Below are 12,825 nucleotides of genomic sequence, written 5' to 3'. Positions count from 1 at the left end.
CTAAAACTGTTACCCGCTATTTTACTCCTCCCCCAAAATGCGAATCCGCACACTACTCTCGCCGGAATCATCTAAATCAACTTCCAAAACCTCGCTACTCAGGGCTTCTAGGGTGCCCAACATCGACCGTAAATAGGGATTGCTCGCCCCCGTATCCACATAAAGGCGATCGGCTAATTTTCCTAGGCGCTTCCAGGTGGTAAAGAGCTTCACCACACATTGCTCCATCTGGGTAGCCTGTTTCACCAGATCGGCGGTGGTACCCAGACAATCTAAGCGTAGGGCTTCTTCGAGGGCCATTTCCAGATCAATATTCGCCTTACGGAGGGTCTGCACCTGGGCGGCGGCATCGATATATTTCGCTAAACTTTTCGCTTCACGGGTCATCGCTTTGACGGTGTTGGTGTTGGGGGCTTCGCGGATTTCTTCTTGGATCGCTTTGACGTGGGTTTCTGGTAATTTCTCTAGTTCTTTGACTAGAGGCGAAAGAAACCGACTGGGGAGGGCACCGCTGGCGGCCTGTTCTTTAACTTCATCGGGGAGCAGCTCCGAACTCATGCTCGTCCATTCGTCGGCCAACTGTTTTACTTCCCGTCTGGTAATGCGATCGCCTTTTTGGGCGGCATCGGCGACGAGTTTTTGAATTTCGGGGGCCGATTTCGCCGTTTCGACGAAAGCATTTTTACTGAAATTATTAATGCTGTTGGGGTCTAGTTGCCCTTCGGCGAGGAGAGTATCTGCACTGTTAGCCAGTTCGATGAGGCCGTAGGCTTGACTCTTGCTAATTTCCCGCTGTTTGAGCCAGTTTAAAAAGCCTGTTCCGCGCCCGTCACCGCCGCGTTTTTCTCGATCTCGCACGGCCCGCATAATCCGGCCCCGCCAAATGTCCGTTTGCAGGTCAAAACGATCGCAAATTTGCCAGACCCGCTCGATCTGGGTATCAAATTCCGCGTCGTGGAGTTGATCGTCCTCTGGATCGGGCAGCTCCAAGTTAAAGTCAACGTCAGTGGTCAAGGCGGCGGCAAGGTCTGCCGTTGAAATGTCGGTCAAGCTGGTCATAAGGGCGATCGCGTTTAAAAACGACAGGGAGTAAAGGTTTAGCTTTCGTTAAGCCCCACTGATTTTAGAGGGAATTTCCCCACCCGACAAGGCGCGTCCTAACGGCGATGAAGGCCATGATTTGGGGTGAAATACGTTAATCTAGTCCTGAGAAAAGAGCCAAAATCTGCGCCTATTTGGTGACGCGAAACAACCGTTATGAGTCAATCTATCTTTACGCCCAACTCGATTCTGTCCCCCACCGCTAAGGTCAATGTCTCTGAGAGCAATGGCTGGCAGGATTTTTTTCAGGAAACGGTGGCCCTCACCCAACGGCTGGTGATTCAACTGCAACGGCGACCGACGACCCTGGTGGCAGGGATTATTCAACCGTTCATGTGGCTGATTTTGTTTGGGGCCTTGTTTTATAAAGCGCCCCAAGGACTGTTTGGCAACGACATCAACTATGCCCAATTTCTCGCGCCGGGGATTATTGTGTTTACGGCCTTTTCCGGGGCACTGAATGCAGGTTTACCCGTGATGTTTGACCGGGAATTTGGCTTTTTAAACCGGCTTCTGGTGGCTCCTCTGGCGACCCGTTATTCCATCGTGGCGGCCTCAACGATTTACATCATGGGTCTGACCTTGATCCAAACGGCGGTGATCGTCGGGGCCAGTGCTTTATTGGGGGCCGGTTTACCTAGTGCTTTGGGTCTGGGGGCGATCGCCTTGGTGGTGTTTTTAATCGTCTTGGCGGTAACAGCTTTGAGCTTGGGTTTGGCCTTTGCCCTGCCGGGACATATTGAATTGATCGCTGTGATTTTTGTGGTGAATTTGCCCTTGCTGTTTGCCAGTACCGCTTTAGCGCCCTTGGATTTTATGGCGAACTGGTTGCAGCTTGTCGCGAGCTTAAACCCTTTGACCTATGCCATTGAGCCGATTCGCTATTTGTATATGCACAGTGATTGGACATTCCAGAGTGTGGTCTTCAGTGCCCCCTGGGGAAATTTAAACTTTGGGGCTGTGCTCGGAATTTTGACGGGTTTTGGGGCGATCGCCTTGGCGACCATTCAACCGCTCCTCAAACGTCGTTTAGGTTAATTGGCACAAAAAAAGGAACGAAAACCGTCCCCAAATCTTTTTAAATTCTTGCTTGACCAGGGAGAACCTAAGCCAGTTGATCCTTGGTCTTTTTACGTTTTGTCCAGCGGTAGACAATGAAGCCACAGAGACCGAGGGCCAGAAAAATCATGATCGGACTGTGGAGAATAATCGACACAATGATCGTTAACCCAGACAAAATCGCCGCCACAATAAACGTGGCAAACCCTGTGGCGGTGCGGGTTAAATCTCCTAAAAACGGAATGACATCTAGGACAACACCAAGAGGTTCTATCACCAAATTTAAGCCGATCCACATCAGCAAAAAGCCCCCAAACCGTAGGCCCCAGGTGATCAACTTATGTTGGGTTGCCAAGTTGGCGATCGCCTGGTCACGGGTACCGGGAAAGAGTCGATAAAAAGTCACATTTTTTTTGCCTTGGTGGGGGGTGAGTTGGTTACCATTGCCCAAATCACCGAAGACCGTCGCTTGAATATTTTTGTTTAGGGCTTGGTAACTGAGGCGCAGATCGCCAATTTCTGGGCTGCCAAGGCTACCTGTCCCAAAAAATAAGTAACTGCCGTTGAGTTTGTTTTTTGATTCTGCCGGGATCTGGGCCGCCGTTAAATTAACGGGTTGGTTGATGGGAAACTGCAACTGATTTACATCCAGTTGATAATCACCCACCTGGGCCTGGGAAACCCGTAGTTCCTGACTCTCGATGCTTTTGGCTGGATTATTATGGCCCGTTGGATTCTTAAAACGAGAGGAATCATCGGGATTTTCGGCCCACTCCTTGGCGTAGGTATAGGTTGTCGTTTTCGTTTCTGAACCCCCGGCATTTTTCTGGGTGGTGGTGCGGCTATTTTCTTCCCAGGCATACATCTCTGTTTTGCGCCGGAGGGCGATGTATTCACCGGGTTCTAGATAGGGGCGATCGCCGAGGGTTTCTGGGCTGCTTAGGTTACCCGTAATTGATACAAAACTATTGGCTTTTACCGTGGCGGTGCCGGTGGCGGGAATTTCGGTGGCCGTAGCCGCGATTTTCGAAAGGTCTACCCGGCCCTCATTCCAGTAGAGCACCCCAAAGGACGCTAAAAAGAGAACAACACCTAAGAAAATCCCCACAAGCGAATTGCCGAGGCGCTGAAAATACCCCGTTGTTTTTTGTTCAACAAATTGGTCACTCATTGGCTTTGGAACAGTACAAAACATTTCCTTTTTATTCACTTCAACCGAGGGAAAGCTTTCGGTTAATCGGTGAGTTAAGGTGCCTTCAGGATATAACTTGGCCCCCGTTTTTTTGGACTTTGTGACGCTTCTCAATCATCCTTAACGTTTTCCGTCGCGACTCCGCGAAACTTTTGCTTTTCGTGAACAAATAAACAGCATCTCAGTGGCTTGATCTGGGCGATCGCATAGGATAGGATTTAGCTTTTGCGGAACGTCCCTAGACTTTTGGGGATTAACGGCATTTTCAATCACGGTCTAAGCGAAGGACAAACACACCATGGAAGACAAACATATGCTGATGATTCCCGGCCCGACCCCTGTGCCGGAGCAGGTTTTGCTAGCAATGGCCAAACACCCCATCGGTCACCGGAGCGCCCAGTTTAGCGAAATCATGGCCGAGGTCACTGCGCAACTCAAATGGCTCTTCCAAACTCAGAACGATGTGTATTGCCTCGCCGCTAGCGGTACCGGCGCGATGGAAGCGGGTTTGATCAACTTTATTAATGCGGGCGATAAAGTCCTCGTCGGCGATAACGGTAAATTTGGCGAACGTTGGGCGATCGTCTGTGAAACCTACGGCATGGACGTAGAACGGGTCAAAGCCCCCTGGGGTGAAGCACTGGATCCTGAAGTTTTCCGCACCAAACTCGAAGCCGACACCGCCAAAGAAATTAAAGCCGTCGTCGTCACCCACTCGGAAACTTCTACTGGCGTCCTCAACGACCTCGAAACCATCAGCCGTTACGTCAAAGCCCACGGAGCCTTGATGATCGTCGATGCGGTGACTAGCCTAGGGGCCTGCAATGTCCCCACCGATGCATGGGGCCTTGATGTGGTCGCCTCCGGTTCCCAGAAAGGCTTTATGATTCCGCCGGGCTTGGGCTTTGTTTCCGTCAGCGATAAAGCTTGGGCCGCCTACGAAAACGCAAAAATTCCCCGTTTCTACTTTGATCTCAAGGCCGCGAAAAAGAATTTAGCGAAAAACACCACGCCTTTTACACCCCCGGTGAATTTAATCTTTGCGCTCCAGGCAGCCCTGGGGATGATGCAGCGGGAAGGCTTAGAGAATATTTTTTCCCGCCACCAACGCTTAACCGATGCCACTCGGGCCGCAGTCAAGGCTTTGGGCCTAAAGACCTTTGCCCCCGATGGTAATGCCAGCACAGCGGTTACTGCCGTTGATCCTGCCCCCATTGGCGCAGAAGATATCCGCAAGGCGATGCGCACAAACTTTGATATTGCCCTCGCGGGTGGCCAGGATGATTACAAAGGAAAAATCTTCCGCATTGGTCACCTAGGCTTTGTCCATGACCGAGATGTGATTACGGCGATCGCCGCCCTCGAAGCAACTCTCCAAGGGTTGGGTCACGGTGATTTTGAGTCTGGGGCTGGGGTGAAAGCGGCTGCTGCGGTGTTCCAAAACGCCTAGAACAATTAACTTTCTAAACTTCACACTGAAATTTTCGTCTCTGGTCTGTAGTGCCGGGGGCGAACTTTTTTGCGAGATCCCGTTTCGTGAATAAATCCTACAGGGTGGCTAGGGACAGGGACAGAATTTCTAAAATTGCAGTGATTTCCTTACTTAAATCAGGATTTTTCACGCTATGGAACCGCCAACCCTCCCTCTCCATACCCAATTGCTCCAAATGGCCTCCGGTTATTGGCTTTCCCAGTGCATTTATGTGGCGGCAAAATTGGCGATCGCCGATCACCTCAAAGCCGGAGAACAACCTTGCCGTGTGTTAGCCCACCTCACCGAAACAGACGAAACGGCTTTGTATCGCATTCTCTGGGCCTTGGCCAGTGTGGGCATTTTCCAAGAAACGGCCCCCCAAACCTTTGCCCTGACGCCCCTTGCCGATTTTCTCCGCAGTGATCATCCCCGATCCATGCGAGGTTCTGTGGTGATGTTGGGCGAACCAGAGCATTACGAAGCCTGGAGTAATATTCTCCACAGCGTTAAAACCGGTGAACCTGCCTTTGACCATCGCTATGGCCAGGGGGTGTTTGAATATTTCGGCAATCATCCAGAAGCGGCTGCCATTTTTGAAGAGGCGATGAACAGTTTCTCCAGGAATGAAGAGCCGGAAATTTTGGCCCATTATGATTTTTCGGCTTTCTCAACCATCGTTGATGTGGGTGGGGGCTACGGGGAATTGCTCGGCAGCATTTTGGCGAAATATCCCCAATTACAAGGTATTTTGTTCGATGAAGATTATGTAGTGGATAATGCGGCACCAACGTTAAACCGCCATGGGGTCGGCGATCGCTGTCAACGGATTGGCGGCAGTTTCTTTAACAAAATTCCTGCTGGGGGCGATGCCTATCTGCTCAAACACATTATTCACGATTGGGGTGATGACCAGGCGATCGCCATTTTGCAAAATTGTCGCGCTGTGCTGCCGGATGACGGCAAAATCTTGATCTGTGAAGCGGTGGTTCCAGAGGGAAATCAACCTAGTGGCGCAAAAATGCTCGATATCAATATGCTGGTGATGTGTCCCGGTGGCAAAGAACGCACCGCCGCTGAGTTTGAAACCCTGTTGGCAGCGGCGGACTTAAAACTGACGCGCATTGTTAGAACCACCGAAGAAATTTGCGTCATCGAAGCCTGTAAAGCTTAACAAAACCAATTCACTCAAGAGGAGATTGCTAGGGCAAATTTCTATAGAAATCAAAAAAATCCCCTGTATTGAGGGGATTCTTTAAATCGCCATGATTTGCGTTGAATTGCTTTAGATTTTGGTCTAGTTATACAAGATTAATGTCGGGGTAGTAGGTCAAAATATCGTCAGTGCTGAGGGTGTCACCAATCGCTTGGGGCGTCCATAAAACCTCAAGGGCCAAAAGGCGATCGCCACCGAGGGCACCAATTTGACGAATCGCTTGTTCGAGGGATTGGGAATCGGTCACTTTCGGTAAATCCACTTTTCCCATGGCCCCAGCGATAATCGTTACCATGATGTATTCGTTTGGTGTGCCGTCACTTTTGACTAAATCAGCACTTGCACGCTTCCCAGCCACATCCCGTTCGTTGTCAACGTTACTGAGGGTCTCGGCGGTAAATTTACTCCGCTCGTTCAGGGCCAATTGATTAAACTTGGCTTCGGCAGCATCAACCCCAGCTTCAAGGGATTCGCTCGCACCATAGACCCAATATTCTGGGTGGCGCAACAGGGCCAGAGTCGATTCTTGAAGAACCTTGGCGCGTCCGGCGGGGGTTCCGGTATCAGCGGTGCTCGCCAGGCGATTTAAATCCTGCTGGAGATCCCGCGCTTGGGCCAACAGCCCCACCTGTACCTTCGCCACAGAAATTTTGCTACTGGGGGCAGAGTAACCGAGACTGTCGCCCTCATTCATGCCACCCCCCATCACGTTCTGGAAGGTGCGGACAAGGAAGCCGGCGATCGCCAACATAATGAAAAGACCGAAAAATGCCGCTAAAAACCACCGAATCCGAAGAAAGGCAGCAGGAAGGGGAACCCAAATCCGCCCCCAAATCCGTAGCCATAGCCACCCCCAACGGGAGCTCGTCGCGCTGGGCCAGGGGAAAAACTGCGACTAGGGGCACTGCGGAAGGAACCACCACCAATGCGTCCCCCACTCCGGGCCGCCCAGGCATTGTCCGCTGGGGTAAAGATCAGAGTGAAGGCCAAGACAATGGCGATCGCCCCATAAAAAAACCGTTTAATCATGATTGAGTTGTTAAATGTGCTGCGTAAAAATCCTGAGATCTATTCTATCAAGCCCCAGAATTCCGAGCATTGGCGGTTTTTCCCCTAATCAAACCAACCGATTTCCTCATCGGGGATACTGGAGGGGGGCTGATCGGGAAATTGCAAATTTGCTTGGTAACTGGCAATGCGGGCCAGTACAAGGGCGCGGTCTTCCTCAACGGTGCGTTCTATGGCGGCTTCTTTTTCCGTCTGTTGCGCTTCGAGGCTCTGGATTTGACCGTATAACTTTTCGACGAGGCCCCGTTGTGCGTCTAATTCTTGTTCGAGCTTTGTCTTTTCAGAAGAATCCGCTTCGAGGGTCTTAATGGTTTTCTCTGCATTGGCGATCGCCTTTTGTTGGGCGGCAATTTTTTCTTCCAGGGCTTTTACTTCCCTCGCCAAGGTTTCCTTCTCCGTGAGCAATGTTTGATCAACAGAATCTGTCGCGACCGTTTCCTGTTGGGCGTAGAGGGTTTCAATGTGGGCCAGTAATTGCGCCTTCGTCATCCGGGAAAGGGCCGTTGGTGAAGGTTTCTCCGGTGTATCATTAACCGTCGTTTCGGGGGCAGCAGCCTTGGTTTTGTCCTGCTTTGCCTCCTGCCGTAATAAGTCCGATAAATTTTGTTTGCTGCTAGCCATAACCGTTAAGTCCAATCTCGTTGCAATTCATCCGCGACACGACGATAATCCGTTTCCGCATCCTTAGCCTTTTTACCACGCATTTGGGTCATGGGAACGCCTGCGAGGACAGCTTGCTCGTGGGCTTTATAACTGCGCACAAAGGCATGGCACACCGGAATCCCCAACTCAATCAAGGTATTTTGGGCATCAATGCTCTCCCGGAGGCTGCGGCTATCGACTTTTGTCAGGAGCACTCGGTGACTAATTTCAACGGGGTTAATGGCCGTTTGCACTGTTTCAATTAAGGCGCTTAAGTCCATCGGCGCTGGTGGTGTCGGCAAGATCACATAATCCGCAATCCGGAGGACGGTCTTGAGGGCCTGCGATCGCAAGGCTGGGGGGGTATCCACCACGATCAAGTCATAGCCTTTAATCTGTCGGAGATTTTGAAGTAAATCCGGTTGATGTTCTCTACTGACATCCAGTTGCCATTCATCGGGGTTACGGTCTACCCACCAAGAGGCCGATCCCTGGGGATCGCTATCCACCAAGAGAACCTGCTGTTTTTCGGCAAAAATGGCCGCAAGGTTAACGGCGGTTGTTGTTTTACCAACGCCCCCTTTACCATTCACAACTGCTAAAATCCGCTGGGATGCCACGATAGATTCGTTTTTTGCTTATTAGCCTTGATTTATGGTGAGACATTATAGCGGCTCTGTTCCCACTCCCTAGTAAATGCAACGTTTCTTGAGGGAGAAGTGACGATCAAAAAGACGATCGCTCTTCCCAATATGTTCTGGTGGTAGGGGCAAGTTCTAGATCAGCACTGAGCAAATCCAGGCCATCAATCACATCGGGCCAAAAGTCTCGTTTTATTTGAAGACTTTCAAAACATTGCTGGCGATAATCAGGGTTTGTTTGAAAGGATTTAATCGCATCACCCAGGGGACGGAGCACTTCATAGGCATTTTCTGCTTTGGCGATCGCCTCGCGGGAAAGCCCTGTGTGTAACCGTAAAACAGCCAAATCGATTAGATCGCGGGATTCAACGCTTCTATCCATGTAGCGATCAGCATTTGCTAATAATTTACTGGTTAAACAGTCGTTCAAACTCAGACAAGGGACAGGGGACCACGGAGGGAAGCGCGGCTCATCCAGTTCAAAACGGACTTCAGCAATGATTTCTAATTTAATCGGCACTTGATTGATTTCTACCAACAATCGCACGCCATACTGATCAGTGGTTGCTCGTCTAATTGTTAACGAAGAATTTTTATTTAAAAATAAACCTTGGTCCCCTGTCTGATATAAATGGGTACGCAGTTTTTTGTAACCTTGGGAAGTAACAGAGCAGATAAGATCAATGTCTTTACTCCAGCGATATTCTTTCATATCTAAAGCGAGAAGTGTTCCACCACCAAAATAAGCCTGACAATCGAGTAATAATTTTGGATCAAGGGATTTGAGAATTTCTAAAATGTAATTATGGTGGGGGATTTTAAACTTCACAGCTGAGCCTGGAGCCAGGAATGATATTGTTTTGCAAGACGTTGGACAAACTCCAACTCTTCTCCTTGAGGAGGCTGAAAAATATCTTTATAATGCCAACCTCGTTCATATCGTGACAGCATTTGTTGGGGCGTGAATCGATAAACATCTTCTGTTTGCCAGCAAATCGCCTCTAAAAATGGCAAATATTGAGGATGATCAAGATTTTGAGATCGGGTTTCTTTGGCCATAGCTTAAGTAAGAAACATGACTCATAATGTTATTTTAATCACAGTATAGCCTACCCAAAATATTCCTTTCCCTGCAATTTTATGGATATAATTCTCTGTCACCAAACCGTTGATTTTGATGCCCTGGGGGCGGCGATCGGCTTGGCATATTTGCGGGTTGGGGCGCGGGTCGTGCTGACTGGCGGAGCACATCCAGGGGTGAAACGGTTTCTGGCACTGTATCGGGGGGAATTTCCGTTTATTGAGATGCGCTCAGTCCATCCGGAACAGTTGCGAACCATTATGGTGGTGGACAACCAGCAGCGACAACGGCTTGGCAAAGCCCAGGAATGGCTAGATCGACCCCAAGTGAAGCAGATCGAAGTTTATGATCATCACCTCGATCAAGAGCGGGATATTCCGGCAACCTATGTGGAAATTGAGGACGTGGGGGCCACAACAACAATCATTGCCGAAAAATTGCAGGCGCGGGGGGTAGAACTCGATCCCTATACGGCGACGGTGATGGCCTTGGGGATTCATGTGGATACGGGGTCACTCACCTTTGACCAAACAACGGTGCGAGATGCCCAGGCGTTGACGTGGCTAATGGGTCAGGGAGCGATGGTGAAAATTATTGCGGAGTATGCCGAACCCGGTTTTTCGCCCCAGGTGCAACATTTGTTTTCGGAGGCGATCGCCAACCTGGAGCGGGAAAATGTTGATGGCCATCGGGTAGCGCGAGTCTTGTTAAAAACAGCGAATTTTGTGCCGGGACTATCGAATCTCGTCGAGCAGATGATGCAGATGACGGATCTCGATGCGCTGTTACTGGGGCATTTTTATCATCAGACCGATGCGGAAGGGAAAATGGTGATCATTGGGCGATCGCGGATTGTGGGGACAAGCCTCAATCGACTTTTTGCCCCCTATGGTGGCGGTGGTCACGATCAAGCTGCATCCCTAAGCTTGCGCCTCAACAAACCAGAGGCAATGTTACACAAAATCTATGCTGAATTCATTGCCCAGGTGCCCCCTGCCCTGACAGCGCGGGATTTAATGACGGCCCCTGTGCGCACCATTTTGCCCCAAACTTCCATCGAGGAAGCCCAGCGGGTGTTGTTTCGTTACGGCCATTCCGGATTAGTGGTGGTGGATGATCAGCAACAACTGGTTGGGGTCATTTCGCGGCGGGATCTCGATTTGGCGATTCACCATGGCTTTCACCATGCCCCCGTTAAGGGTTATATGAGTCGAGAGGTGCGCACGATCCAGCCGGACACGACCATGCGCGACATTGAAACGATTATGGTGACGGATGATGTGGGGCGATTACCGGTGATCGAGGGCGATCAACTTTTGGGCATTGTGACGCGGACGGATGTTTTGCGACAACATCACCAGGATGAGCAGCCTTTTGATCTGTTACCCACCCCTAAAGACGATAAAAATCGCTATCCTTTGCGGGAAATTTTTGCGGAACGGCTGGCCCCTTCCCTGTGGCAGTTATTGCAAGGGGTGGCAACGGAAGCCGAAAAACGGGGCTGGCATTTGTACCTCGTCGGTGGGGCGGTGCGGGACGTATTGCTTTCAGATTCCGACGAAGAATTACTGCTCCAGGATATTGATCTGGTGGTAGATGGTTTCCATACGGCGGCGGATGTGGGAGCAGGGGTGACTTTGGCGAATTACATTTGCGATCGCCAACCGAACGCGCGGTTATCGGTGCATGGGGAATTCCAAACGGCGGCGATTTTGTGGCATAAAGATCCGGTGTTGGGTTCCCTATGGCTGGACATTGCCACGGCCCGAACGGAATTTTATCCCTATCCAGCGGCGAATCCGGAGGTGGAAGCGAGTTCGATTCGACAGGATTTGTATCGGCGCGATTTTTCGATCAATGCCCTCTGTTTGCGCCTGACGGAACCCCGGTCGGGGGAATTGCTCGATTTTTTCGGGGGGCTTTGGGATCTCAAAAAACGCCAAATTCGGGTACTCCATGCCAACAGTTTTATCGAAGACCCGACGCGCATCTATCGGGCGGTGCGGTTTGCGGTGCGGTTAAATTTTCAGCTAGAAGTGCAGACGGAGGAATATATTCGCTATGCGATCGCCTCTGGCATTTACGACAAATTGCACCACGAAAAACCCCAGGCCCCTGCTTTAACGACGCGATTAAGGGCAGAATTAAAATATCTTTTAACAGCAAAATATTGGAAACCTGCATTGCAATTGTTGGACGATCTGGGTGCTTTGAAATGTATCCATAAAAATCTGGCTTTAATAGATGCGGTCTGGTGGCAAATTCGCTGTGTGGATCGTTGGTTACGCTATCATGACCCCGATTATGAATTGGAACATTGGCGTCTTCGCCTGGAAGCTTTGTTGTTAAATTTGACCACAGCAGAACGCTTAAAAGTGGGCGATCGCCTGCAATTACCGAAGGATAGTTTGCAACGGTTAGAGACAATTTCCCAGCATGAAGCGCAAATTTTGCCCAAACTTTTCCAGGCCACAAAACTGAGTGAAAAAGTCTTTGCCCTTAAGCATTTATCCTTGCCAGAAATTATCTTACTAGCCGCCATCAGCCCGAAAAAAATACGTCACGATTTATGGCATTATCTCCGTCGCTGGCAATTTATTCAAGCACCCCTTAATGGTTTTGATTTAAAAGAATTAGGTTATAAACCGGGGCCACAATTTCGCGATATTTTATCAGATCTTCTCAAACAAACCCTCGACCAAAACATTGGCGATCGCCCCTCTGCTTTAGCTTATTTAGAAACCCACTATCCTCTCAATTAACTATTCTTCCATGAGGATTGCTTTCGGTTCCCCGACGGTCAACAGAGAAGTGGCGAGCAAAATAACTGGATCAGGGGTTTCATTTTGGCCGAAATGTACCATTCCCTCGGATTCTGTTACCGCATCCCCAGGTTTGAGGAGGGTTTTTTGTCCCGCAGTTAAGGTTTCTTTTGTGCCATCCGTGCGGGTGATGAGTGCCGTGCCTTTGATGACCGCATAGGTCAACAAGCCAAATTCCACCCGGGCGATTTGCAAACCAGGATGGATGTGGGGTGGCAGGGTCGCAAAGGGGGGAATTTCATAACGCACCAACTCCAAAATTTGATTGGGGGCCGCTTCCGGCAACCCTTCAGCTAGAACAGTGCGAGTGACGGTTTGGGTATATTGATTTTTGGATTCTGATTCAGCTAAGGCCGCTGGGGAGACAGAAAAACAGCTACAGAATAGTAATGAAGAAAGAAAATGATAGGGTTTCACAGCGAATGGAACTCACTTTTGTTAAAAGACAATAGTTGCAGTGTAAAAGTCCCTTTGGCGATCGCCTTTCCTCTGTTTCAAAACGACACAAAAAAAAGAGAGAACTCAGTGCCCT

General features: G+C 49.9%; 11 protein-coding genes and 1 pseudogene. 4 read left to right on the top strand and 8 right to left on the bottom strand.

The window, feature by feature from the left end:
- Nucleotides 1-21: 21 nt before the first annotated feature.
- Nucleotides 22-1,059: a hypothetical protein gene (locus tag AACR41_RS11595; protein ID WP_045441685.1), complete on the bottom strand. Its 1,038-nt coding sequence runs from the start codon at nt 1,057-1,059 to the stop codon at nt 22-24.
- A 198-nt stretch (nt 1,060-1,257) separates the two neighbouring features.
- Here AACR41_RS11595 and AACR41_RS11590 point away from each other — a divergent pair, with 198 nt between their 5' ends.
- Nucleotides 1,258-2,139: an ABC transporter permease gene (locus tag AACR41_RS11590; RefSeq protein ID WP_030006543.1), complete on the top strand. Its 882-nt coding sequence runs from the start codon at nt 1,258-1,260 to the stop codon at nt 2,137-2,139.
- 67 nt (nt 2,140-2,206) lie between these two features.
- Here the strand turns inward: AACR41_RS11590 and AACR41_RS11585 are convergent, their stop codons facing one another.
- The gene (locus AACR41_RS11585; RefSeq protein ID WP_045441682.1) at nt 2,207-3,331 is read right to left on the bottom strand and encodes a TMEM43 family protein; all 1,125 of its coding nucleotides are present in this window, start codon (nt 3,329-3,331) and stop codon (nt 2,207-2,209) included.
- Between the two features lie 319 nt (nt 3,332-3,650).
- Here AACR41_RS11585 and AACR41_RS11580 point away from each other — a divergent pair, with 319 nt between their 5' ends.
- Both AACR41_RS11580 and AACR41_RS11575 read left to right on the top strand, forming a co-directional pair.
- Complete coding sequence (locus tag AACR41_RS11580) at nt 3,651-4,802, top strand: pyridoxal-phosphate-dependent aminotransferase family protein (protein ID WP_030006541.1); 1,152 nt, start codon at nt 3,651-3,653, stop codon at nt 4,800-4,802.
- 175 nt (nt 4,803-4,977) lie between these two features.
- Nucleotides 4,978-5,997: a methyltransferase gene (locus tag AACR41_RS11575; protein WP_030006540.1), complete on the top strand. Its 1,020-nt coding sequence runs from the start codon at nt 4,978-4,980 to the stop codon at nt 5,995-5,997.
- Nucleotides 5,998-6,124: 127 nt separating this feature from the next.
- Here the strand turns inward: AACR41_RS11575 and AACR41_RS11570 are convergent.
- The 5 genes and pseudogenes from AACR41_RS11570 to AACR41_RS11545 form a co-directional block, all read right to left on the bottom strand.
- A pseudogene (locus AACR41_RS11570) lies at nt 6,125-7,068 on the bottom strand (DUF1517 domain-containing protein).
- 84 nt (nt 7,069-7,152) lie between these two features.
- The gene (locus tag AACR41_RS11560) at nt 7,153-7,728 is read right to left on the bottom strand and encodes a hypothetical protein (protein ID WP_030006539.1); all 576 of its coding nucleotides are present in this window, start codon (nt 7,726-7,728) and stop codon (nt 7,153-7,155) included.
- Nucleotides 7,729-7,733: 5 nt separating this feature from the next.
- Entirely contained in the window at nt 7,734-8,369 is a 636-nt protein-coding gene (locus AACR41_RS11555; protein ID WP_012306948.1) for a ParA family protein, read from the bottom strand.
- 106 nt (nt 8,370-8,475) lie between these two features.
- Nucleotides 8,476-9,219, bottom strand: a complete 744-nt coding sequence (locus tag AACR41_RS11550; RefSeq protein WP_030006538.1) for a nucleotidyl transferase AbiEii/AbiGii toxin family protein — start codon at nt 9,217-9,219, stop codon at nt 8,476-8,478.
- A complete protein-coding gene (locus tag AACR41_RS11545) occupies nt 9,216-9,449 on the bottom strand; it encodes a hypothetical protein (RefSeq protein ID WP_030006537.1) in 234 nt (77 codons plus the stop codon). The genes AACR41_RS11550 and AACR41_RS11545 overlap by 4 nt, the downstream gene beginning before the upstream one ends.
- Nucleotides 9,450-9,530: 81 nt before the next feature.
- Here AACR41_RS11545 and AACR41_RS11540 point away from each other — a divergent pair, with 81 nt between their 5' ends.
- Nucleotides 9,531-12,233, top strand: a complete 2,703-nt coding sequence (locus AACR41_RS11540) for a CBS domain-containing protein (protein ID WP_030006536.1) — start codon at nt 9,531-9,533, stop codon at nt 12,231-12,233.
- Here AACR41_RS11540 and AACR41_RS11535 read toward each other — a convergent pair whose 3' ends face one another.
- Nucleotides 12,234-12,710, bottom strand: coding sequence for a cupin domain-containing protein (locus AACR41_RS11535; protein ID WP_030006535.1), 477 nt, complete (start codon nt 12,708-12,710; stop codon nt 12,234-12,236).
- Nucleotides 12,711-12,825: the final 115 nt, after the last annotated feature.

Origin of the sequence: Picosynechococcus sp. NKBG042902, assembly GCF_963864045.1 — a bacterium.
Taxonomy (GTDB): Bacteria; Cyanobacteriota; Cyanobacteriia; order Cyanobacteriales; family MRBY01; genus MRBY01.
This window is presented reverse-complemented; position numbering and strand designations above follow the sequence as displayed.

Bases quoted from the DNA above. Each gene is read 5' to 3' on its own strand.
- AACR41_RS11585 (WP_045441682.1), bottom strand. From the start codon at position 3,331: ATGAGTGACCAATTTGTTGAACAAAAAACAACGGGGTATTTTCAGCGC.
- AACR41_RS11575 (WP_030006540.1), top strand. From the start codon at position 4,978: ATGGAACCGCCAACCCTCCCTCTCCATACCCAATTGCTCCAAATGGCC.
- AACR41_RS11540 (WP_030006536.1), top strand. From the start codon at position 9,531: ATGGATATAATTCTCTGTCACCAAACCGTTGATTTTGATGCCCTGGGG.
- AACR41_RS11590 (WP_030006543.1), top strand. From the start codon at position 1,258: ATGAGTCAATCTATCTTTACGCCCAACTCGATTCTGTCCCCCACCGCT.
- AACR41_RS11580 (WP_030006541.1), top strand. From the start codon at position 3,651: ATGGAAGACAAACATATGCTGATGATTCCCGGCCCGACCCCTGTGCCG.
- AACR41_RS11545 (WP_030006537.1), bottom strand. From the start codon at position 9,449: ATGGCCAAAGAAACCCGATCTCAAAATCTTGATCATCCTCAATATTTG.
- AACR41_RS11595 (WP_045441685.1), bottom strand. From the start codon at position 1,059: ATGACCAGCTTGACCGACATTTCAACGGCAGACCTTGCCGCCGCCTTG.
- AACR41_RS11560 (WP_030006539.1), bottom strand. From the start codon at position 7,728: ATGGCTAGCAGCAAACAAAATTTATCGGACTTATTACGGCAGGAGGCA.